Consider the following 23,291-nt stretch of genomic DNA (forward strand, 5'->3'; position numbering starts at 1 on the left):
TTTGTGCCGAATCAACGAGAAGAACAGAGAAGAGGTTATTGGTGATCGTTTTTACTGCTACCGATAAGGTTTCAGGAAAAGTTTTTGCAGGAAGCACCCGCCAGTCACTGGAAGACCATTGGGACAGTCTGCTGACCAAGGAAGCAGAAGGTGCCATGGGCGAATTTTTTGAAACAATGCGCCAAAGTGGTGTCGATGCGTTCAAGCTGGAAGAATGGGGCTATTCCGACAACCCCAAAGAATTACGCGAGATGCTGGCCGAAGCCATGGAAGATTTGGGCGCTCTGCCAATCAGACCGGTTTTGGCTGCTGCACGAAAGGTGGAAACCAAAGCCGCCAGCGCTGTAATGAAAGAGCTTGAAGAGCTGAAGCAGGCTATGGAGTCCGGAGATCCGGACGAAGATTATGAACCGGTCAGCAAGGCTTCAGAGTCAGACAAGGCTAAGGTTGAGACCAAGGTTGAAGCCAAGCCGAAGAAAGCAGAGCCTGGTCCTTTACGACATACTCGCTCAACTGAAGAAGCCGCAGAAATGCGTGCTTTGATTGCCGGTATCGAAGCAAGGCGACGTGCAGGTCTGAAGTCCAATCGTAAGTCTCCGGCCAAAAAACCGGCGTCCTCTGCGATTGGAAAAGTGACAGGCACTGGAAAGAAAGCGGCTGCCGCAAAGTCATCTTCTGGCACTGTATCTGAGGCAGATAAGCCTAAGCTGGCATCCGGACGCTCAGGTTCGTCCGCGAAAGAGAAACGTATCCGCGAAGCCATTGCTGCCCAAAAAGCAGAAATGGAGGCTCAGAAGCGTACTCAGGCTGCTGCAGAGGCCCAGGAAATGCGTGATATTATGGCTAAGCTGGATGAGCGGGCTAAAACCGCTGCACGTATTCATCGCCGTATGTAATCATATTTGACCGGCACCTCCGTCCTGGAGGAGCCGGTTTTACTTCTGACCGCCTTACCCGCGCTCACAATTCCAAACTATCGCTACATAACTACCGATACTTCTTTACCAATACCCAATATTCAAGTCCTGATATATCTTTCCCTGCATGACAGATTTGTTGTTGAAATAATCGATCTGTACCTTTTATCGACCCTCCTGGTCGAGCCACCATAAAAAGACACTTTGTTCTAATCACTTATCTGTTCCAATAAATTCATCGCCAAAAGAACATCTGGCTTGCAGGAGATTCGCTATATCGAATACACCCTTTGATGAATTACCGGATTCATCGCCGATGCTGAATGACTTCAGTGAATTTACGGTATTGGCTCACAAGGTCTGTCAGTGGGCGGCGGCCTTTAATCAGAGACTTCCGGACATGTCAGTAGCGGATATGACAGATCCGGTTCCCCTACCCCGATCAGTTCCTGAATCCGGTCGTGGGTTCAATGAGGCCTTTAATACCTTCAAAGAGCTGATAGCTCCACATCTTTCGGGCTCGGCCGGGCCGAGGTATTGGGGCTTTGTTACCGGCGGTACGACGACAGCAGCTCAGCTAGCTGACTGGTTGGTATCAACCATTGACCAGAATGTTGGAAGTTCGGGAGACAGTATCGCTTCGGCCATAGAGCAGCAGACTATGGAGTGGTTACTGGAAATGGTTGATCTACCGAATACTTTCACTGGCATACTAACTACGGGGGCAACTGCCTCCAATATGCTTGGTCTGACTTGTGGACGTCAGTTCGCTGGATACCAACAAGGTATTGATATCGCGGAAGAAGGATTATCCGGCAGCGATATTGAGGTTTTTTCAGCAACGCCTCACGCCAGTACCTTGAAATGCATGGCAATGGTGGGGCTGGGGCGAAAAGCCTGGCGGCCAGTGGCCTGCCTGAAGGACTCTGAAGCAATGGATGTGTCGGATCTGGAGCGTCAATTGGCAGCGTCGTCCAGCCCGGGGAAAATCGTCGTAGCCAGTGCCGGGACTGTAACAGGAAATGATTTTGATAATCTGGCGCTGATAGCAGACCTCTGTCAGCAGCATAAAGCCTGGCTGCATGTGGATGCTGCGTTTGGCCTGTTTGCCAGATTGTTGTCTGAAAAGAAAGCATGGAGTCATGGTCTGGAAAACGCGGACTCTATCACCTCTGATGCGCATAAATGGCTGAATGTACCCTACGATTGCGGCATTTTCTTTACACGCCATTCGCAGGTCTTGAGAGAAAGTTGTGCCGCAGACGCAGCCTATCTGAAAACTGAAAGTAAAATCCCTTCCTTCATGAACCTGGGGATAGAAAACTCCCGTCGTTTTCGTGCCCTACCCCTATGGATGTCCCTGGAGGCGTATGGAATTGATGGAATCAGAGACATCGTACGAGCTAATTGCGGACAAGCAGAGCAGTTCGCCAACTGGTTGCAGAGCTCTGAGGATTTTACCCTGCTGAAACCAGCCCGGATGAATGTGGTGGTGTTCAAACCGACAAAGCTGGAGGGGAGCGATGTGACGCGATTTTTGAAGCAACTCAATCAAACCGGTGAGGTTTATCTGACTCCAGGGGAGTGGCTGGGGCAGGCGGCTATCCGAGCGGCATTCAGTAATTGGCAGACCAGAGCCGAGGATGTCGATAGAGTGTGCCAATTGCTGCAGAATTTGGTTCGCTCATGAGGAAGCCTGGTGACTTTAGACAGGACAAATGGCAGCGTTAGGTACTAGTGCGTATTGCTGTATGATCCCAGATAGAGTCTATTAGCCATTCTGTTTACCTAAGGATAAGCGTTATGTGGATGTATCAAGGAAAACATTCCGTCACTCAGTGTGTACGAGATTGTCGTACAACGCTTATCCGTGAGCCGATAACCCCTTAATATACCATCGGCCGCGGAATGCATCGCGGCCTGGTTCAAATTCGTTATTCGTCCCATTTCCCGATGTGTTCCCGGTCCTTTTTCGAGAGGAATACGTCATGCGGAAATTCAAGCATTTTCTATCTAAATCTGTTTCTAGCCTGTTTGTGGGTTCTGGTGCCGAAGGTGTTGATCACCTGGAAGACTACCTGTTGAAGGACATTGGCCTGGAACGGATAGGACGCAGGGTTCAACCCATTGAGAAGGACCTGACTCCTTCTGTAAAGGAGATCAATCCCGTAAAGCGGGTAAATGGTGAGGACCCACCCATGTAAGAGAACGCGTCGCAGAGTGATCGTCTTCCTCTCTGCGACGCGTCCACTTGTTCTGTTAATGTCAGAACTTCTTGGTTGAAGGCGACCTGCGCAAGGCCTCAAATAATTTGGGCTCCCAGGGACGTAACGCCATGACCATGGCTGTACCGAACTTCTCTTCCACCGGCAATGATTCATCTTCTGCCAGCAGTGCAATTATTTCCGTATTCAATCTTTTCATTCGCCGCTGAATTTCTTCATTAGAGCGCCTGGATAGCATTCCGCTGACGAATAACCTGTTCTCCCCTGCCTTGTTAAAACGAGATCGTAAGAAATCCGCTTGTACCTGCTCCTCAAAAAACTGCTGTATTGGTCCGTTTTTCCGCCAGGAAAAGTTTCGGGATATTTTCAGTTTCACCCGATTTCCCGGAAGCAGGTCGATCAATTTCATTCGATCCAGTCGGGCCAGTAACTGGATGCCCTCGTGAATATCCAATTGGTAGGTGGCAATAATTTCATCAATTGACCACTTGTTAAGTAGCAGGATAGCGACCAGCAACAATTTCGTATCGGCTGCCAGTTCTTTTTCCTGTTCCTCTGTCAGCTCGGTAAGTTTTTCTCCACTGGATTCCATGGTCCTGACGAGATCAGAAATCTCCATGCCCAGAAACTCACAGACTTTATCCAGGCGTTGCAGGGTAAAGTTTTTCTCAGCGAACAGCCTTTTTACACTGGCTTCTGATAAATCAAGCACCTGGGCGACATCTGCATAGGTTTTTCCCTGGGCTTTGAGTACGCGTTTGATGGTGTCAATCAGCGGTGCAGTTTGCGGCATTGTCGTTAATATTCCGATGGTTGGCTGTAAATACTGAAAAGGAGAGTGTTACACGTTACCCGGCAGAAATCACCGGCGGGTTCGCTGAAATTTTCAGACAGGTTGTTCTTGCCCGTTTGCGACCATCTTCAATAAGTCGCGATCTTAATTGAAGTTTAATTGATCCCAGTCATCTGGTGCACTGGATCTGACACCATAGAATAGCGCCCCTTTTGGATTTCAGATGCCCCACAGGAGTGCGTGATAATGTCTAAGCATATCTCGATTCACTCCCTGAAGTATGTGTTCGCTTCTCACCAGGATCCAGACATTATCACCTCATTGCCCAGATGGCTCATGCACACGGATTGTCAGGTTGTTACCTCCAGGTTATGGAGTCGCTTTCTGCCGCATCTGGTGTCGGGTTTTGTGTCGGGTAAAATGCAAAAATCTCTGGATAACCGGATGGTGGAAATCCCTGATGAAGGGTCCAATATCAGACTGGGGAACTCATTCATCCGGGCGATACCAGCCCACTTTCTTCATTCTGTTGGTAACTTTCACTTTTATGACCCACTCAGCAAGATTCTTTTCTCCGGAGATGTTGGCGCGGCGATGACACCAGGGCAGGATCATGTCCCGGTGGAAAACATGGCTGACCATATCCCTTTAATGGAAGGCTTTCATCGTCGCTATATGGCCTCCAATAGAGCCTGTCGAGCATGGGTCAATAAAGTGCGTCAGTTGGATGTGGAAACAATGGTGCCTCAACACGGCAAAGCATTTGTCGGTCGGGACAAAGTGGCGGCATTTCTGGATTGGTTTGAATGCCTGGAATGTGGCGTGGACCTGATCTGCTAGCCTGCCCCACTCATGAGGAGCCCGGTCATTGACGCCAATCATAACCGGTTTTAACCAAATATAATGCCAAGACCCAGAAGCACGGGGGTGATGTTGACCAGTAGAATATTCTGTCTCATCGCCTTTACCAGGTCTTCAGAGTTGTTTGGGTGATCAAGAATCAAAGGCAGCATTTTTATCAATAGTGCGGAAGGCAACAGTGATATCACCGCCGCAAGCGGTAGTGCCTTCCAAAGCACACCAATGGCAAGCAGACAAAAGGCACTGGTCAACATTCCGATCAGGACCCTGCCGCCAGCTTCGTGCCCATACTGAATGATCAGGTGCCGGCGGCCAGCCCGGGCATCAGCCTCTCGATCTGGGAACTGATTTAAAAGCAGCAGTCCGCTGCTCATCAGCGCCATGACCAGCCCTCCCCAACTGAAGTGTCCGGTAATTGCGTACTCTGTTCCCATGACCATGCATATTCCGAATCCTAATCCTGGTGCAGCAAGGCAAAGCCAGGGATTCTTGTTCAGGGTCGTTGTATAGGTCCAGATCAGAACCATTCCCAACAATCCGAGTCCCCAGAGCCAGGGGCCGGAAGTGTAAGCCAACCAAGCACCGCAAATCAGAGTGATCAGGCTGAAGACAATACCTAACCACCTGGCCAGGCCTGCATATTGCGGTGATTCCTGTAAAGTGCCACTTCCCCCGGAGAATGGTGTGCGGCGGGTATTCATGTCCAGGCCGCTTTTGAAGTCTTCATATTCATTTAGAACATTCACGGCTGCGTGTGCTGACAGAGCTGCGATAAGAATCCAGAGAATTCGGGAGGGTTCGACCCAGTCCCGGTAGTGCAATGCCAAACCAATACCCAGGAATATGCAAACAATAGTCAGGGATAGGAAGGGGATTCTTATGACGCCTGCGGCGGCTTGAACCGGGCTGATAGATTTGCCGGTGCTATCAGTCGACATGCTGGACAGACTCTTATTAATACCTCGTTTTACCTTAGCATAAGTCAATGATTCTGGTTTGATTCAGAACAGATTTAAAAAGGGGGAAATTGCGTGGTCGGCTAACGTGCGATCAGGTATGGGAAAACAAACAGGTGTAGTTGGAGGCGAAGGGAGTGGAAAATGATGTCAGGGGCGATTGCTATGAATCGCCCCTTATGTCGGAGATGTTTAGCTTCTAATCATCAGCCGCACATTTGCCAGCGTTGACGCGGTGACTGGCTTAGGTGTCTCTACTTCAAAGTCAAAAGTGCCATCGGCAGTGGCTGTCTTGACTCGTCTTTCGAATACGACTTGCTTGTCGTCCATGAACAGCATATAGAAAGTGACATGCAAATCTCCTGTGGCATCAGGATTAAATCTGACTTCTCCGACAGTACGGTATTTGTTGTCTGCGATTTTGTGGACCTTGTAGGCAACGTGGCCAACGCTAAACTGAATACCGCAGATATCTTCTTCGATGGCGCAGCGAAACCTTTCATGATCTTCTGCCGGTGAATTTACATAGCGGTTTGTTGTGCATGCCGAGATGGTAAGCAACAGAACTAGTACTGAGAGGGTTTTGATAATGGTCGATGCCGAAACTCTGGTGTCCATATTATTAATACATCCTATGGAGGTCGCATGATAAAAAGAGGCGCTAGTGTAATTATTACAACTGCAAAATCCAGTTAAAAGGGGATGAATAGTGATAATTCCTTATCTTTTTTTTGACAAGGAAGATGATTAATGAGTGAAATGGTTTGCTTCTACTATGACTACATACCCCACAACGCCAACCTTGCCTCAACTCTCGGATCTCATGGAGCTATATGGGCTTGAGACTTCGCTATCATCGTCGCCAGAGTTGCACCACCCAGCCAGAAGTAAATCACTTTGACCAGATAGACCGATAGCGCTGCTTGTAGGGAATTTCATTCCCCAGATCATAGATGTCAGAAGCAGAGTTGAGCACATCAACGGTGACCAGGATCGGTTGAGTGACAAAGCCGCTGGGAGGTTCACCGGCAAAAGCACGATTCAGCTCATCTGCCAGCTGCCAGCCCTGTAGTCCGGTAGGCTCAGCAACAGTTGCGACCTGGGTGGAGAGGCCACTGCGTATCCGGCTCAGAGCAAGGAAAGAGCCATCCCCGGCTGAAATATTACGGATATCTTTGCGTCCGTGTTTCCGTAACGGATAGGTGATTGAATCGAAATAAAGATCATTGATACCCAGACTGTGAGTCCAGGAGGAACTGAATTTCGTAATCAGCCGGTCGACGGCTTTGGGGACCTCTGCCACTGTCTCGCCCAGGCTGATGTTCTCAATGGAGAGAAGTTGGCAGCGTGAGCACTCATTAACGATGTCTGCCATTTTTCTGGTTTTGGCGTTTGCCACTTCGAAACGTGGGTCATTGAATATCACGACTCCAACCTTCCCCAGACTGTCATTTATGATGTATTCAGCAGCAAGCCTTGCGACCTCTTGGGAGGGGGTGGCGATATTGATATAGAGATCATCGGTCGAACCCGGCTCGGCTGTGGCGTGCCAGCCGACGATGAACTTTCCGGCTTTTTTACCGCGCTTACCTCCTCTGTCACGCTGCTCAGGGATATTCCACCGAGCACAACGGCGTGAGCAGGGGAATATTCGGCAGCGGTCAGCGCGGCCTTAATTGTCGCAAGATTATTTTCGCCGTCTATGTAATCGACATACCACTCCAGCGTTGTTGCAGCCAGTTGGAAGTGGCGAAACAGCGTTGATATACCGCCGTTCTTGGAGTCCTGTGAAATAAAGATAATGTTTTTACCGGATTGTCCTGTAGGGCCGGATGTCGGCCCCATCCACGGAGTTGCTCCAGCTTCTCCGGGGAGGGAGTCTGGTAAGGCTTTCTGAGAGATGAAAAGACAGAGCAAAAACAGCAGCGCAGCGTGCATATTCTGGTAACCGGTAATTTGTCCCCTATAGATTAGCATCTGAACCGGCAAATTGTTCAGCCGAATTTATGAACTGTTATCTGTCTCCCGATAGAGGTGGTGGATAAGTCAGGCGGGCCTGAAAATCGTTGTAAGGAACTCTGTGCTATGCTGGCAATAGAACAACTGTAAGGTCTGGTGAGTAATGGCGATGGATACTGATCAAATTGAAAAAGATTTGAATACCCGGCTGGTAGAGCTGGAGGCCCGGCTTGAAAAAATCAAACAGGATGCCACCCGAGAGCATTCCAGCGATTCTGCGGAAAAGGCTCAGGAGCGGGAAAATGATGAAGTCCTGGATCAATTGGGTAATGAAACCCAGGTGTCCATCCAACGTATTAAAGCGGCATTGCAGCGTATTGCCGAAGGTACCTATGGCATCTGTGATCATTGTGGCGAGGATATACAACCGGGGAGGCTGGAAATCATGCCCGAATCCACCCGTTGTGTGAATTGCGCTGATTGATCTCAAACTCCCTACTGCTCCAATCAGCAGATTGGATAGATTGGCTGGTATGGTCTATATATTATAAAGGTCCCTTTTCGGGACTGTGTTCCTGCAACCCTGAATGGGCGCGGGCAGGCGTGACAATTCACCTGTCGACATTTGATATTGCGGGTAGTTGATGGTCGCTGAAACCAAAGAGCTTCAGGTTCCTGTGCAGGAGCTGGAGTTAGGGATGCATGTTGTGCGTTTGGACAGGGACTGGATAGAAACCGACTTCTTAATGCAGGGGTTCGTGATCACCTCCATCGAGGATATCGAAGCTCTGCAAAGACAGTGTGAGTATGTGTTTGTTGAAGCCAAAGTCATTCAATCGTCCCCTCCTCCTTTGCAGACTGGTCGGGAACGTCGCAGGGAAAAGCAAGGCTTATTTGCCCGTGTAACTCGTCAAAAAGCTGTCCAGGCTTCATCTGCCCCTCCCCCAACAGGAAGAACGAATGGGACCTCTGCGCCTCCAACCTTGCAGAGAAAAATAGCTTACATCAGTAAAATCAATGTCCAGCAGGAATTGCCCATAGCGGAGAATACATATATCTCTGCCAAGGGGACAGTCAAGGATATCATGAGTGGTATCCGGCTGGGCCGTATGATCGACATGAATCAGGCCAGGGAAGCAGTGAACAAGGTTGTGGACAGCGTGTTGAGAAACAAAGATGCGCTGGTCTGGCTGACCAAGATCAAGGAGAAGGACGACTACACGGCGGAGCATGCCCTCAATGTCTGTATATTGGCCACCACCTTTGCCAGACATCTGGGCCATGATGAGACGGATATCCGGAAAGTTGCTCTGTCAGGACTTCTTCATGATGTGGGGAAATCCAAAATTCCTGACCATATACTTAACAAGGAAGGACGCTTTACGGATGAAGAATATGAAATTATGAAGCTCCACACAGTATACGGTCGGGATCTGCTCATCAATCTGTCTACCGAAGATCGTATTGCGATTGATGTTGCCCATAGCCATCACGAGAGGATTGACGGGCGTGGATACCCTCGCCAGCTGCAAGAGCATCAAATCCCCTACTTTGCCAAAATGATTTCACTTGCCGATTGCTATGATGCGATCACCAGTAATCGCTGTTATGACAGCGGCAGGGCCTCCATGGAGGCCCTGGATATCATCTATAAATGCAAAGGAACCCAGTTTGACGAGACGCTGGCGCTTGAGTTCATCAAATGCGTCGGTATTTATCCTCCTGGCTCCATTGTTCAACTGACAAATGGCGAAGTGGGCATTGTCCTGTCGACGGATGAAAATAATAAACTGAAACCCAAAGTTCTGTTGGTGTTGAATGCGGATAAACAGGTTTGCCATGAACGTGTAGTGGACCTGATGAATAATGCGCGTGACGAGCATGATCAGCCGTACGCTATTGCCCATGAGTTGGCAAACGGGTCCTATGGTGTGGACGTACGCGGATACCTGGAGAAAGGCCTGGTGCTGAAAGGGACTGGCGATAATGATTTCTAGTTGGATCAGTCATAACAAATTGCTGATGGTATTGTCAGCAGGAGGGTCGAAATATGGCGAAGGATAGTCAGGGGAATCGCTCCTCATTCAGGGAAAAGCGAGAGCTTCCAAGACTACTGTGCACACCCGCGTTCAGTAGCAGCCTTGTTTACGTAGAGGGGAAAGAGTTTGATGTCAGTTCGATAAACTTTAATCGAAATGGGCTGGGAATTTTTATGAATGGGCGCTTGCCTGATGCAGCCAGCGGGACGGTCAGTTTTCAGTTTGAAACAGCGGATGGGCAGCAGATTCGCATTACCGACCTTCCGTTCCTGTTGGTTTATGCCAATGAAACGGAAGTGGGCAGTCAGTACGGCTTAAAGTTTGAGACTGGTGAAGTGATGGAGGATGTCCTCCAGGCATTGCGCGAAATCGAGTCAGGGCTGAGTCTGCAAGCGGCTGATAATCGATATGACCTGTAAGGGGATATTAAAATCAGGTTATCTCAGAATGAGAAGCCTGCCGGATACTGGTGAAATCCGTCAAAATCACCTTTGCTCAGATTAATACCCTGTTGTCTGGCGATGGCATATACCATGCTGAAATGGAAGAAGAAGTTGGGGAGGCAATATAAATTCAGGTAATCCCAGCCGGACATGTTGTGTTCTTCAAAGCCCGCTTTAGTGTCAATGGTGCGGCAGGTGTAATCCTTGAAATCCTTTTCTGGAATTGACTGGAGGTACTCCAATGTCCTGCTGAGTTCATTCCTGATGGCAGCAAACAAATTCTCCTCATCACTGAATGAGGTAATTTCCAGCCCTGCCAGAGGGCAGCATGCCCTTAATGAAAACCCAATTGTTGTACGTGCCTGCTGGCCCAAAGGAAACATCGTTTCATGAATCTGAGAGGCAAGTGAGGCACTCTCTGAATGTGTTTGTTCTTGAATTTTTTCCAGTATCCTGTCCAGTTGTCTTAAATAACGGGCAAAGATCGTGACAGGGTTGTGGGAGGTGACGACAGCGTTTTGTTCAATCAACGAGAGAATTTCCAACAGGGTTAGAAAGCAAAGGTTGTGCACGAGCGTCCAATAAAATGTTAACACACGCTGCTGGAGAGAATATGCATTCAATTATCCGGTGACAAGGCCTTATAGTTTCATATTTAATAAGGTTTTTAATTGAAGAGCAGGAGTGCCCATGTCATCAGGTCAAGGGTCCGGCGGAAATGTTCTGGCCGCCATATGTAATGTATTTTTCCCAGGATTGGGGCAATTGGTTCAGGGGAGAATTCTGGCAGCGCTGATCTTTGCCATTATTGCTTTCGGTGGTTATGCATTATGGCTTTTGGTCGTACCGGCGATTATCGGAGGAATTGCGCATCTTTGGTCGATTATTGATGCGGCACGATTCAAGGCGAAGGAGTAGTCACTGATGCCTTCGGACAGTCTCTATCGGCGTTATGCGTGGAGCTGTGTGGACTAAATTGGAGTCAGGAAACCAAAGGCAAAGCGATATCCTTAACGGAGCTCAGACTATGGAAGTTCGCAGCGAAATACCCGTCATATCCGTTGCAGGGCTTGTCAGTGATTGTTTGCAAACGCGTCGGCAAACGGCAGCAGAATTGGGCAAAGCCTGCCGGGAAATCGGATTTTTCTATGTTAAAGATCATGGTATTCCCCAGAACTTGTTATCTATGGCTTTCAATGCAGCTAAAAACCTCTTTGATATGCCGCTTGATTTCAAGAATCGATTGTCGATTACACAATCGCCGCATAACCGGGGCTATATTGCCATGTCCGACGAGCAGCTCAATCCTAATGCTGGTGCGGATACCAAGGAAGCCTTCAATATTGGGGGGGATCTGCCAGGCGATCATCCGGATGTGATTGCGGGGAAGCCGTTCAGAGGAGCAAATTTTTGGCCAGAGCTACCGGGCTGGAAAACACACGTGCAGGAATATTTTGCTGCCTGTCTGGGCCTCGGTCGCAAAATCCATCGGGGCTTCAGTCTGGATTTGGGACTTCCGGAAGGTTTCTTTGAGCAGCACCTGGATGACCCGATTGCAACACTGCGCATGCTGCATTATCCCGCCTCCTCCAACTACTGTGAAAGAGAAGATGGCGGTGCAGAGACACACACGGACTATGGCAATATCACCATACTGGCGACGGACGGTGTGGCAGGTTTGCAGATCAGAACCCGGGGTGGCGAATGGATAGAAGCCCCAAGTATTTCCGGAACCTTAGTGTGCAATATCGGCGATTGTCTCATGCGCTGGACGAATAATACTTATATTTCCACTCCTCACAGAGTTCGGCCGCCGGAGAGGGAGCGTTATTCTATCGCCTTTTTCCTGGAGGTAAATCCCGATTCCGTTGTTGATCCCAGTGACATCTTTCCTCACCAGTCTCCAGAGTATGATCCTGTTACCTGTGCTGATTACCTGACCATGCGGTTGGATGCGACCTACGGACATCGCAGGCAGGAGTAAAATTCTGAAATTTCTTGGTGACTGACTTGGTTCTTGTTAGTTAATAAAAAGTAATCTCCCCACTATATTCGCAGCAAACTGAAACTTCTATGCTCAGCGTATATTCTATGTTCAGCGTATAGAAAGAGAGTTCCTGTGCTCTCCCCATGAAATGAAGGACATTCCACGATGACTGTTGGTAAGACGGAGTACCGTTACATCCGTTTCCCCTTAATTCTGGCTCTGCTGATATTGACCGTTTCTGCAGCAGCGCAGGCTACCGGAAAACCGCCAACAGGTATTATCGCTGCACCGGTTGAACGGAGCCCTCTGGTAGATAACATAGAGGCATTGGGGACAACTGTGGCTAATGAATCTGTCACTGTTACCTCTAAGATTACTGAGAAGATTGTCAGTATTCACTTTGCCGATGGGCAAAAAGTAAAACGTGGGCAGCTTCTGGTTCAGCTTGATGATCAGGAAGAGCAGGCGAATCTCAGATCTGAGCAGGCTATTCTGAGGGAACGTCAGAGCGCTATGCGTAGGACAGAAGAGCTCTTCAATCGCAAAGTGGGCAGTGAAGCCGATCTGGATCTGGCCCAGGCCCGGGTAAGCCAGACTCAATCTGACATTGAGGCAATTAAATCCCGAATATCAGCGCACAGGATATCGGCTCCATTCGACGGTGTTGTGGGATTGCGCGAGGTGAGTGAGGGTGCTCTTGTGGAGCCGGATGATGCCCTGACGACACTTGACGACCTGAGCGTAGTAAAGGTGGACTTCAACATACCGGTGGTATATCTGAGCCAACTGGGAACGGGATTGAAAGTGAAAGCCAGCACCAGTGCTTATCCAAACCGTTTGTTTGAGGGGGAGCTTAAAAGCATTTCCTCGAGAATCGATCCCGTTACTCGAACAGTTCGGGCCCGGGCATGGTTTGACAACCCGGTGCAGGAACTGTTGCCGGGAATGTTGATGCAACTTTCCCTGCAATCAAAGCCGCGCAATACTTTGGTTGTTCCTGAAAGTGCCGTGTTTGCGGTAGGCAGACAACATTTTTTATATGTTGTTGAGGGTGAAGAGTCTACTACAGCCAGTCGACGTACGGTCACTATCGGCACCCGTAAGGCTGGCCGTGTGGAAATTGTGGATGGGGTTGATGCCGGCGACTTTGTGATCGTACATGGCACTCTGAAAGTCGCTGACGGTAGCCCGGTGAAAATCCTGGCGGTAGATGACGGTAATCTGGATATTGCCAAGGTGCTCCGCGAAGCAGGTCAATTGGAAGCGACCCCATGATTCTGTCTGATACTTCGGTTAAGAGGCCAGTCTTTGCATCGGTCATCGGTTTGTTGCTGATTGCCATTGGCTATCTCTGCTTTGAACGGTTACCGCTGCGGGAATATCCCGCGATTGACCCGCCGGTGGTGAGTATTTCCACCGACTATCCGGGGGCATCGGCCAATATTGTTGAGACCCGTATTACTGAAGTGATAGAAGAGCGTATATCTGGTGTGGAAGGAATCACTACCATTTCCTCTCAATCCAGTAACGGCCGTTCGCGGATCACGGTGGAGTTCAATATAAATCGGGATATAGATGCAGCGACCAATGACATTCGGGACCGGGTATCCCGTATCGTCGATAATCTACCAGATGAAGCTGACCCCCCGGATATCGCCAAAGAAGACAGCAGCGACGACACCATTCTGTGGATGAGCCTGTCCGGTGAAAATAAGTCTGTTCCTGAATTGACAGACTATGCCCGTCGTTATGTCGTTGATCGGTTCTCTGTCGTGGATGGTGTTGCCCGCGTACGTGTTGGCGGCGGTAAGGTTTACGCCATGCGAATCTGGCTGGACCGGAATGCCTTGACGGCCAGAGGGTTGACAGTCTCGGATGTCGAGCAGGCGTTGCGGGCGGAGAATGTCGAATTGCCTGCCGGCAGTATTGAGTCTCGTGATTTGCAGTTTCGGGTACGCACTGAACGCAACTTCAATACACCGGAGGATTTCCGGAATCTGGTACTCGATGCGGGCGATGATGGCTATCTGATCCGTCTGGGAGATATTGCCCGTGTGGAGTTAGGCGCGACAGAAGACCGCGGTATCTTCCGGGGTAACGGTGTGACGCGGGTTGGTATAGGTATCAGCAAACAATCCAACGCGAATGTCATTGAAGTGGCAAGGGCTGTCAAAGCTCAGGCGGAGCGGGTGAACAAAGGGTTGCCGGATGGAATGAACCTGGCCCTGAGCTACGATTCCTCGGTGTTCGTTGAAGGTGCGATCGATGAAGTGGTGAAAACCCTGTTTATCGCCATAGGGATGGTAGTGTTGGTCATCCTGGTATTCCTGCGAAGTATTCGGGCAACAATGGTCCCGGCAGTCACGGTTCCTATCTCTCTGATAGCGGCATTTATTGCCATTTATGCCTTTGGATTCACCATCAATATGTTTACTTTGCTGGCCCTGGTATTGGCTATCGGGATGGTAGTGGATGATGCCATTGTGGTCCTGGAGAATATCGACCGTCGTATGCACGAGCATGGTGAAACCCGTCTTGTGGCGGCGTTCAGGGGAAGCCGACAGATCGCCTTTGCTGTGGTGGCGACCACATTGGTCCTGATTGCGGTGTTTGTTCCCATTGCTTTTATGCAGGGGGATGTGGGGCGCCTGTTTTCAGAGTTTGCGTTAACCCTGGCGGCCGCGGTGGCATTTTCCAGTGTTGTGGCGTTAACGGTATCTCCGGCTCTTGCGTCCAAGATTCTGTCGCCATTACATAGTATTCATCGTGATAGTGAAGCCGAGGACAAGGAAATCCACTTTTTCGAGGGAGTACAGAATGTTTACGGCAAAATTCTTGGCTGGTGTTTGAAGGTCAGGTGGCTCTGGTTGCTTCTGCTTGCTGGAATTTGTGTGGGAACCTGGTGGTTGTACCGAGAGCTTCCCCAGGAATATGCGCCGAAAGAAGATCGGGGGGCATTTTTCATCATTGTGAATGGTCCGGAAGGTGCCACCTATGAGTACATGTTGGACTATATGAATGAGATTGAGCGGCGACTTTTGCCTCTGGTTGACAAGGGGGATGCTCAACAGGTTCTGGTTCGTGCACCTCGGGGCTGGGGGAATATTGAGGACTTTAACTCGGGGTTTGCCATCATCACTCTCACGCCATGGGATGATCGCCGGACTGCCTGGGAAATCATGGCGGAAGTACGCCGGAATCTGTCGGACCTGCCTGGAGTGAGAGCATTTCCTGTCATGAGACAGGGATTTGGCGGGGGAATACAGAAACCCGTCCAGTTTGTGATCGGGGGTGGTACCTATCAGGAACTGGCAGCATGGCGGGATATCCTGCAAAGTAAAATTGAAGAGACTAACCCGGGTCTGGATGGTGTCGATTTTGACTACAAGGAAACCCGCCCGTTTCTTTCTGTGCAGATCGACTACAACCGTGCTGCAGATCTTGGGGTGAAAGTGCAGGATATTGGACGAACACTGGAAACCATGTTGGGGGGGCGCACGGTAACAACCTATCTTGATAACGGGCAGGAATATGATGTGATTGTGGAAGGGGAAGCTGAGCTACAGAGAACCCCGAGTAGCATAGAGAATATTTATGTTCGTTCCAGTCGATCAGGGGAACTGATCCCTCTGTCGAATATGGTGACATTACAGGAATATGCTGATTCCGCTTCATTGAACCGTTTTAACCGGTTGCGGGCGATTACGATAGAAGCCAATCTGGAAGATCAGCTTAATTTAGGGGATGCTCTTGGGTATCTGGAAGGGCTCGTACGAGAACATCTTCCTGATCATGCTCAGATCGATTATAAAGGCCAGTCGGCGGATTTTCGTGAGGCCGGAACAGCGGTATATACTACGTTGCTGTTAGGTATTCTCATTGTATTCCTGGTGCTTGCCGCGCAGTTTGAGAGTTACATACATCCGTTTGTGATCATGCTGACTGTTCCATTAGCGGTGGCTGGTGGAATGCTGGGACTGTATCTCACTGGAAACTCACTTAACCTTTATACCCAGATCGGTTTAATCATGCTGGTGGGTCTTGCTGCCAAAAACGGGATTCTGATTGTGGAATTCAGCAACCAGCTCCGAGACCAGGGACTTAGTTTTGACACGGCATTGGTCGAAGCATCGGTTGCCCGGCTGCGCCCGATTCTGATGACAGCGGTCACCACCATTGCTGGTGCAGTCCCTTTAATGATTTCCGATGGACCCGGTTCGGAAACCCGGTCAGTCATTGGTACAGTCATACTATGGGGTGTTTCAGCAGCCACATTGTTTACCGTGTTTGTCGTGCCGGTGGCTTATAGCCTTCTGGCGAAGGGAACAACCTCACCAAAAGCCGTAGAAAGTCAGTTGAATAAAGAGCTGTTACTGCACGAGGACGTGGCCTTGGAGCATCGTTCTTCATCCTGACCGTGACAAGAAAAAAAGGCTCGCCAGTGATCCACTGGCGAGCCTTTTTTGATATGTAAATGAGCTAAGGCATGTGAGCTTAAAGCTCGTCGTATGCGTAAAACTCAGAGTCTCCACCGTTAATGGTTAAGTAAACCCCAAAACCGCTGGAATCAAACTCTATCACCAGAGAAGTACCGTCTGCACCGCTGACGACCACTGTTCCACTGGTAGGGTTATTGTAATCATAAACCCGAATAACTTCGGTGGTCTTCACTGTGTAAGAGCCACCTATCAGGGCTCCTGACGCGTAATAAGATTCGGAGTATTCGGTCAGGTCTCCGGTATAAAACAGCTCTATGAGCATACCGGACATGGTCAACGACTTACTTGTTGTCAGTTCTGTCAGAGTCATGGACCCGGTGATATCAATATTTCCTGTGTCACCTGAGTCTGAGAACTGACCAGCCAATGCAAGGTTACCATTGAGTGAATAGTCACCGTCGTCGTTGCAGTTATTCAGCTTGATTTGTCCGGTCAGCGAACCTGAGCTGCCACTATTGCTGGTTGCTCGATAGGTGTAAGTTGAGCTACCTCCAAAATGGCAGTCAGATGTATCAGAGCCTGTGAGTGTTTCCAAAGAATTTCTGATCTGATTTGACGATGGCAGTGAGCGAATCTGTGAATCACTAGTATCATCTGAGGCGGTCGTTCTGGAGCCTTCGGTTGCGATATCGCTTGCCGTAACCAGATGTGCGACTTCGGTAGCGTTTTCAGCCGTGATAACCAGAGTATTATTCTGGCTTGAGCCCGAGGACTTTCCGCCACCGCCTCCACCGCCACAGGCAGTTAAAGAAGCAACCATGAAACAGGCCATCATGATGTTGAGAGACTTCATCTTTAATCCTTTATTGGTAATCTGGCCAACAACTGTTGATATCCAGCGGTAATTATTAATATCTAAGTGAGGCTAGTATTAAAAGTGAACTGATAAACTACAAAAGATCACGATTCTATATCAACTGAAGCTGCCAGGAAAACCATCTACCCGACAAGGGGGAATGTGAGTCCGATAATAATGACAGTTGCCAGGCCTACCACAATGTTCATGGGGATACCGACTTTCAGGAAATCTTTGAAAGAGTAGTTCCCAGGCCCGTATACCATCAGGTTCGTATGATAGCCAAGCGGTGTAGCAAAGCTTGCCGAGGCCGCCATCATAATGCAGAACACGTATGGGAGGGGGTTAAGAGACAACTGTTCGGTAATATGCAGCACAATGGGCAGCATGAGGATCGCGGCTCCATTATTGGTGATGGACTCAGTCAGCAGGGATACGGTGACATAGATGGCAACTAACAGCAGCCAAGGATGACCGCCGCTGACCGTAATCACCAGATCCGCAATGGCATTGGCTGCGCCTGTTTTATAGAGAGCTGTCCCCAGGGCAAAGGAGGCCCCTATAGTAACCAGAACCGGAATATCCAGGCTACGATGCGCCTGTGAAACCGAACAGCATCCCAAAACCAACATGGCTGCAGCACCTATCAGTGCCGCATTGAGTATGGAAGTGAGGCCGGAAGCTGCACTGATGACAACGCTCAGGAGAATAATCCAGGCAACCCAGGCTTTATTGTGACGAATGGACTCTCTTTCCAAGTCGTTCACCAGTAGAAAGTCCCGGTTATTCCGTTGTTGCCGGGCAAAGTTTGGCCGGGTTTCGAGCAACAGAGTATCGCCTGCCCGCAGTGTGATTGAGCCAAGATTTCCTCTGACCCTTTCCCCATTACGTGCAACGGCGAGAATAACGGAGGCATATCGGTCACGGAACTGGCTATCCTTGATAGTTTGGCCCAATACCGCCGAATGGGGTGAAAGCACAACTTCCACCAGACATCGCTCTGGGCGGTTTTCTTCCAGCGGCGTTTCCCCTAAATGATTGGAGGGCACTATGCCGCGAATGGCCAACAGGTCAGACAAAGCATCAGTGTCACCGGCGAATGTCAGGCGATCACCTCCCTTCAGCCTTTCCAGTGGGGAGACGGCAGTCAACAGGCTGCCACCCCGTTCGATTTCTGCGAGAAACACGCGTTTGAGATTACGCAAGCCCGCCTCGGTAATGGTTTTACCCACAAGTGGACCATCTGCCGCAACTGTTACATCCAAAGTGAATTCCCTCAGCTTGGCAAAGGCCGGTTTGCTTTTGCGTCCGGGTAGCCATTTGGAGAAAAACAACATCATAACGGTCAGGCCGATGGCCGCCACCGGCAAACCGATAATCGTGATGGAAAACAGTGAGAACGTGGATTCACCGGTAAGCTGTTCAAACTGACTGCTGACGATCAGGTTGGTACTGGTACCGATCAGCGTAATAGTGCCCCCCAGAATAGAGGCATAACTCAAGGGTATCAGCAGTTTGGATATGGGAATATCAATCTTGTCCGCCCAGCTTTTCACAGCTGGAATCATCGTTGCAACGACCGGCGTATTATTCAGAAATGCGCTCAGAAAGATGGTGGGGACACACAGTCGAAACATGGCCGCAGGGATACTTTTAGGCCGTGCCAGGATTTTATCCACAATACCGTGTAATGCACCCGATGCCTGCATGCCCGATGCGATGATAAACATGGCGGCCACGGTCATCAGCCCAGGATTACTAAAGCCTGAGAGTGCATCCTGGGCTGTCAGGATACCGCTGGTACTCAGTAAGGTGAGGGCTGCCATCATGGCCAGATAAGGGGCAATTTCGGTGACAATCAGCGTGATCAGAACTGCCGCCAGTATTCCCAGCGTGAACCACGCTTCCCATGTCATAGAGTGTTCTCCCCTGTATCTTTTGTTCAATGATAGCCAGGGGAGAAGATTACTGTGTGACGAACCAGAAAACTACCGCCGGATGACTCTCAGACAAACTTTTTACTGGTTATGTTCAGGCCAGAATTTGTAAATGATTATCCCAGTGCAATTTTGGATTGCGGGTTTCAGAGGTCACAGCGTAGGTTTTAGCGTCAATGATGGCGATGGTGCCTTTACCGGTTGTGGCGATGAAGTGGCTACCATCGGGGCTGGGTATTAGTCCGCAGACATCCCTGAGGTGGATATCCTTGAGGTGTTCGCCGGTCTGGTTGTCCCAGAAGGTGACTCTATCTCCCCGCGGGGAACTGATACCGATGACGCCAAGCAGATTATCCGCGACGACACTGCCTGTGTAACGTTTGAGGGCGCGCCATGTGTCCATGGAGGCTGTAGCTGGTTTTAATTCACCCTGGTTAAAGTCGTGATAATAAACCAGTGCCATAGGATCAAGGGCCATGCCCTGATATTGACAGCCAACCCAAACTCTCCCGCTGTCGGTGACGTCAATGTGGCGAATACTGAGTTGATGGTCAGATAACTGGTGTGTTGCCAGCAACTTGCCCGAACGGCTATCGAGGTAGGCAAGATTTGGCGACATGGTATCCAGGTTCAGCTTTTCACGCGGCTGGTCCGGATGGGTCAGTATGCCGCCATTGGCAATTACCAGTGTCTGGCTATCAGGCATCAATCGCAATTCGTGGGGACCGATACCGCCGCTATACCATTCATCAATAACCTCGTATTGATTTTGAGCATCACGAACGACCACCAGACCGCGTTTGTTCTCATAATCATTTTCTGTGGTATAGAGCAGGTTGCCATCAGCTGAAAACACAGCGTGGCCGAAAAAATGACGTCCTGGGCCGGACGTCAGATCGATGAACTGGTAATTACTCCCGTTGACCCCCACAACAGACATGAACGTCGCCGGGCGTCGGCCGACAATTGCGGCCTTTTTGCCTGAGGGGTGCAGGGCACAGCCATGCCCCCGCCCAGGTAAGGCGTGCTGAGCGAGGATTTCACCCTGCGAGTTGCTCAACATCCACCAGTCCTGTCCGTCTGTATCAGTAGCAGAGGACAACAAAAGGCTGCCCCGGTGATTTTCAGCGGTGTAGCCCGTGGACGGAAACATCAGGCTGGTTGCAGCAAGCAGGCTCGATTGCAGCAATTGCCTGCGGGTCATCGACATCTTTATCGACAATTTAGTCACCATCTTCACTGTTGAAATCACGCGTTACTCCGAGAGCATCAAAGAGCTGATTCTCGAAAGCCCTATTGAGAAGGCTGAGTTCCTTGAACAGTGATATGACAACTTCTCTCTGGGATTCCGCTTCGGCCGTAGCGGGTTTCACCAGGTCCTCCAGCGGCATGGTCAACTGGCTATTGTATTTCGTGATTCCATTTAGCCGGTCGTTCAGAATCAGCGCTGCAATCCCGTCAGGATCTTGATCAAGCAGGTCGTCTTCCACACCGTACCCTTGACCGCCGGTGAGGAACTCGATCAGAGCATTCAGGCTATTGTGCAGATTGGCCCGAGAGTTTCCGCTCAAATAGGATTCCGTAGCGTTTGCTTTGCCGGGTCTTCCCGCAAGTCCTAGCGGATCTTCCAGTTTACGGCGTTTGATCTGCTGTACTGCTGTGACCAACCCATTCATATACTCGTCGTAAGCCTGTTGGGGGGTGTCAAATCCACCAGGGATGCCGGCAGGGTTGCCAAAATCCTTGCCGAAGTCGCCTTGCCAGCGGTTATTGAGTTCTTTAGCGAGAACAACGAGATGTCTGGCGACAGTCTGTAATGCCGGACATGCCTGCCCTTTTTCCAGCGCAGTTAGTGCATTATCCCGAAATAGAAACACCTCCAGTGCTGGAAGACCCTGAATGGCTACCGTACCGTGCGCAATAGATTCCAGCGTTGGTGGAGTCTCTGAGGATTCAAGCTGATTGATGCCTCTGGTGAGTAGTCTGGCTCTGATCGGCCATGCCTGGATTCTTAAGCGTTGATCGTTTTCCAGCAGCGGACCAAACTGCAATACCGATACCCGCATCCAGGCTTCCATGGTGCTGCGCCACTGTTTTTGGGCGGCATCCAGGGATTCCTGAGTTCGAACCTGACATAACTCCTCAGTTTGCTTTTTCAAAGCAACGGTCTGGTCAGCGAATGTCTGGTGGGCCGGCAAAATCAGTTCAAGCCCCTGGCCCAAAAGCTTCAGGTAGATGTCTGGATCACGTTCAGCGCTGTAACTGAGGGTCGATAGAACCAGACATAAAATCAGCAGACAGTAACGCATGTGAGGTCCTGTGTCAGAGTGAGTTTAGAAAGGCTTCGAAAGCGATTCTTTCCTGAGCGCTGAAAGCCAGTACCCTGTCCCTGGAGTCTTTGGCCTCGCCACCATGCCAGAGTACAGCTTCCATGAGAGTACGAGCACGGCCATCATGGAGAAAGCTGGCACTGGCGTTCACTGTTTTTGACAGGCCAATTCCCCATAAAGGAGGTGTACGCCATTCGGAGGCTGTGGCACTGTGCTCTACCGGTTCGCCTGATGGGGCGGGTTGATTATCCTGTTTGATATCAGCCAGATCAGGTCCCATATCGTGTAGTAGCAGATCCGTGTATGGGTAGATGGTCTGCTCCGATTGCTCGATCCTGTCTTTGTCCAGCTTCGCTGTGACAAAGGGTCCGGCATGACAACTCTGGCAACCGGCATTTTGAAACAGCTGTTCGCCTTTTTGAACCTGTGGATCATCCATATTCCGACGCGCCGGTACTGCCAAATTGCTCGCGTAGAACGAGACAAAATCCAGAATGTCGTCACGAATCTCTATACCGTTTTCGTCATTTCCGTTGGCTGCCTGCAGACACCCTGTCTGAGTGGATGTGCAACCATCCTGCGGAAATAACGTGGAGGTCAATCCCATATCGCCATTGAACGCTCCTGCAGTTTGCTGTTTCACCGTTGGTTGACCAGCCTTCCAACCGAAGCGTCCCAAAGTGCTGCGTGCTTCAGCGACATGCCAAACCTGGTTTGGGCGCCCGCTGATACCGTCTTGGTTCTCATCTTCGGGGTCGGCCAAGTCGAGAATTGTCTCCTCCGGGATGGCTTCTAACAGCCCAAGGCCGATAACCGGTGGTGCAACACGTACGGAAAAGGTCGTGCTGTCTAGCGGCTGACCGTAGCCCCATTTGCTGAACTGCCACATGGGTTTACGTAGTACAACCTCATACCCATCCTCGAACTTTACCGGGACATCAGTGTAAGTCACACCGATACGTACTTCTGGAGCAACGCCGGGAATGCCTCTGTCCTGCAGCTGTCCGCCGTACACAGGCTCTCCCAGGTTGGCGACTTGAGGCTGTCTGAGATGATCCTGTTCTTCAGATGTGTCTGCCGGACGGCTTAGACGAATGAGCAGGCTGTCGACGTCGTCCCGGATATCTGTGCTGCCAATGGCATTTGGGGCATGTCCCCTGCCATCGTTGAAATGACAGCTTTGGCAGGCGCTGACATTGAATATGGGACCAAGACCATCTCGAAGGTCGGTTGTCGCTGGAGCGATGATCCAAGGGTCTTCGAAAAAATCATTGCCGATCAAAAAGTCGCCTTTGCGACTGGCAGACATATTGGCGGAGTTCAGAGAAAAAGCGCCTGCATGTCTGGCATAAACCGTTGTTTCTCCCCCCAACATGGCGGGATCAATCCCAACCTCGGTAGTTGCCTCTGTGGCAAATGCGCTTGATAGGAGGCATGGATTGCCGAGGGTTAGAAACGCAAAAAGGACGCACTTGCGCCCCCGGATTTGTGTCTTGTTCATCAGAGTGTTTACAACCTTATTCAACAGCACATAGCTTTCGTTTTCTTA

The 23,291-nt window shown here is 50.1% G+C and carries 22 protein-coding genes; 11 read left to right on the forward strand and 11 right to left on the reverse strand.

The annotated features are described in order from the left end of the window. The first annotated feature begins 41 nt into the window (after positions 1-41). The 3 genes from F566_RS0125570 (at position 42) to F566_RS0125580 (ending at position 3,121) form a co-directional block, all read left to right on the forward strand. Positions 42-896, forward strand: a complete 855-nt coding sequence (locus tag F566_RS0125570) for a hypothetical protein (RefSeq protein WP_020409889.1) — start codon at positions 42-44, stop codon at positions 894-896. 337 nt (positions 897-1,233) lie between these two features. Further along, on the forward strand, positions 1,234-2,607 hold the full coding sequence (locus F566_RS0125575; protein ID WP_020409890.1) for a pyridoxal phosphate-dependent decarboxylase family protein: 1,374 nt from the start codon (positions 1,234-1,236) through the stop codon (positions 2,605-2,607). Between the two features lie 298 nt (positions 2,608-2,905). Beyond that, positions 2,906-3,121 carry a hypothetical protein gene (locus F566_RS0125580; RefSeq protein WP_020409891.1) on the forward strand — a complete coding sequence of 72 codons (216 nt, stop codon included), beginning with the start codon at positions 2,906-2,908 and terminating at the stop codon, positions 3,119-3,121. A 61-nt stretch (positions 3,122-3,182) separates the two neighbouring features. Here the strand turns inward: F566_RS0125580 and F566_RS0125585 are convergent, their stop codons facing one another. Further along, positions 3,183-3,935, reverse strand: a complete 753-nt coding sequence (locus tag F566_RS0125585) for a helix-turn-helix domain-containing protein (protein ID WP_020409892.1) — start codon at positions 3,933-3,935, stop codon at positions 3,183-3,185. Positions 3,936-4,181: 246 nt separating this feature from the next. Between F566_RS0125585 and F566_RS34090 the strand changes: the two genes are divergently transcribed. Next, a complete protein-coding gene (locus F566_RS34090) occupies positions 4,182-4,775 on the forward strand; it encodes an oxygen-binding di-iron domain-containing protein (protein ID WP_020409893.1) in 594 nt (197 codons plus the stop codon). A 50-nt stretch (positions 4,776-4,825) separates the two neighbouring features. Here the strand turns inward: F566_RS34090 and F566_RS0125595 are convergent, their stop codons facing one another. The 4 genes from F566_RS0125595 to F566_RS35820 all read right to left on the reverse strand — a co-directional run bounded on the left by F566_RS0125595 (position 4,826) and on the right by F566_RS35820 (position 7,729). Further along, positions 4,826-5,734 carry a prenyltransferase gene (locus F566_RS0125595; RefSeq protein WP_020409894.1) on the reverse strand — a complete coding sequence of 303 codons (909 nt, stop codon included), beginning with the start codon at positions 5,732-5,734 and terminating at the stop codon, positions 4,826-4,828. A gap of 210 nt (positions 5,735-5,944) precedes the next feature. After that, on the reverse strand, positions 5,945-6,370 hold the full coding sequence (locus F566_RS0125600) for a hypothetical protein (protein ID WP_020409895.1): 426 nt from the start codon (positions 6,368-6,370) through the stop codon (positions 5,945-5,947). Between the two features lie 274 nt (positions 6,371-6,644). Next, a complete protein-coding gene (locus F566_RS35815) occupies positions 6,645-7,178 on the reverse strand; it encodes a type 1 periplasmic-binding domain-containing protein (protein WP_020409896.1) in 534 nt (177 codons plus the stop codon). A 26-nt stretch (positions 7,179-7,204) separates the two neighbouring features. Beyond that, a complete protein-coding gene (locus F566_RS35820) occupies positions 7,205-7,729 on the reverse strand; it encodes a type 1 periplasmic-binding domain-containing protein (protein WP_157497092.1) in 525 nt (174 codons plus the stop codon). Positions 7,730-7,880: 151 nt separating this feature from the next. Between F566_RS35820 and F566_RS0125610 the strand changes: the two genes are divergently transcribed. The 3 genes from F566_RS0125610 to F566_RS0125620 all read left to right on the forward strand — a co-directional run bounded on the left by F566_RS0125610 (position 7,881) and on the right by F566_RS0125620 (position 10,169). Next, positions 7,881-8,195, forward strand: coding sequence for a TraR/DksA family transcriptional regulator (locus F566_RS0125610; RefSeq protein ID WP_211210707.1), 315 nt, complete (start codon positions 7,881-7,883; stop codon positions 8,193-8,195). 160 nt (positions 8,196-8,355) lie between these two features. Continuing rightward, positions 8,356-9,708, forward strand: a complete 1,353-nt coding sequence (locus tag F566_RS0125615) for a cyclic di-GMP phosphodiesterase (protein WP_020409898.1) — start codon at positions 8,356-8,358, stop codon at positions 9,706-9,708. Positions 9,709-9,761: 53 nt separating this feature from the next. Further along, positions 9,762-10,169, forward strand: a complete 408-nt coding sequence (locus F566_RS0125620; RefSeq protein WP_020409899.1) for a hypothetical protein — start codon at positions 9,762-9,764, stop codon at positions 10,167-10,169. A gap of 23 nt (positions 10,170-10,192) precedes the next feature. Here the strand turns inward: F566_RS0125620 and F566_RS0125625 are convergent, their stop codons facing one another. Beyond that, positions 10,193-10,723, reverse strand: coding sequence for a DUF1993 domain-containing protein (locus tag F566_RS0125625; RefSeq protein ID WP_020409900.1), 531 nt, complete (start codon positions 10,721-10,723; stop codon positions 10,193-10,195). 160 nt (positions 10,724-10,883) lie between these two features. On the opposite strand from F566_RS0125625, the gene F566_RS0125630 reads away from it, so the two are divergent. The 4 genes from F566_RS0125630 (at position 10,884) to F566_RS0125645 (ending at position 16,595) form a co-directional block, all read left to right on the forward strand. After that, on the forward strand, positions 10,884-11,111 hold the full coding sequence (locus tag F566_RS0125630; RefSeq protein ID WP_020409901.1) for a hypothetical protein: 228 nt from the start codon (positions 10,884-10,886) through the stop codon (positions 11,109-11,111). Between the two features lie 109 nt (positions 11,112-11,220). Then, the gene (locus tag F566_RS0125635; RefSeq protein ID WP_020409902.1) at positions 11,221-12,177 is read left to right on the forward strand and encodes an isopenicillin N synthase family dioxygenase; all 957 of its coding nucleotides are present in this window, start codon (positions 11,221-11,223) and stop codon (positions 12,175-12,177) included. 168 nt (positions 12,178-12,345) lie between these two features. Beyond that, complete coding sequence (locus F566_RS0125640; protein ID WP_020409903.1) at positions 12,346-13,455, forward strand: efflux RND transporter periplasmic adaptor subunit; 1,110 nt, start codon at positions 12,346-12,348, stop codon at positions 13,453-13,455. Next, positions 13,452-16,595: an efflux RND transporter permease subunit gene (locus F566_RS0125645; protein WP_020409904.1), complete on the forward strand. Its 3,144-nt coding sequence runs from the start codon at positions 13,452-13,454 to the stop codon at positions 16,593-16,595. The genes F566_RS0125640 and F566_RS0125645 overlap by 4 nt, the downstream gene beginning before the upstream one ends. 79 nt (positions 16,596-16,674) lie before the next feature. On the opposite strand, the gene F566_RS0125650 is transcribed toward F566_RS0125645, so the two are convergent. From F566_RS0125650 to F566_RS0125670, 5 genes are all read right to left on the reverse strand, one after another. After that, entirely contained in the window at positions 16,675-17,472 is a 798-nt protein-coding gene (locus F566_RS0125650; protein WP_020409905.1) for a hypothetical protein, read from the reverse strand. 146 nt (positions 17,473-17,618) lie between these two features. Beyond that, complete coding sequence (locus tag F566_RS0125655) at positions 17,619-19,391, reverse strand: SLC13 family permease (protein WP_020409906.1); 1,773 nt, start codon at positions 19,389-19,391, stop codon at positions 17,619-17,621. A 115-nt stretch (positions 19,392-19,506) separates the two neighbouring features. Continuing rightward, a complete protein-coding gene (locus F566_RS0125660; protein WP_157497094.1) occupies positions 19,507-20,664 on the reverse strand; it encodes a DUF1513 domain-containing protein in 1,158 nt (385 codons plus the stop codon). Beyond that, on the reverse strand, positions 20,636-21,721 hold the full coding sequence (locus F566_RS0125665) for an imelysin family protein (RefSeq protein WP_020409908.1): 1,086 nt from the start codon (positions 21,719-21,721) through the stop codon (positions 20,636-20,638). Before F566_RS0125665 ends, F566_RS0125660 begins: the two co-directional genes overlap by 29 nt. Before the next feature lie 13 nt (positions 21,722-21,734). Beyond that, positions 21,735-23,243, reverse strand: a complete 1,509-nt coding sequence (locus tag F566_RS0125670) for a di-heme oxidoreductase family protein (protein WP_051085434.1) — start codon at positions 23,241-23,243, stop codon at positions 21,735-21,737. Positions 23,244-23,291: the final 48 nt, after the last annotated feature.

This window comes from Hahella ganghwensis DSM 17046, assembly GCF_000376785.1.
In the GTDB taxonomy this organism is placed as follows: Bacteria; Pseudomonadota; Gammaproteobacteria; order Pseudomonadales; family Oleiphilaceae; genus Hahella; species Hahella ganghwensis.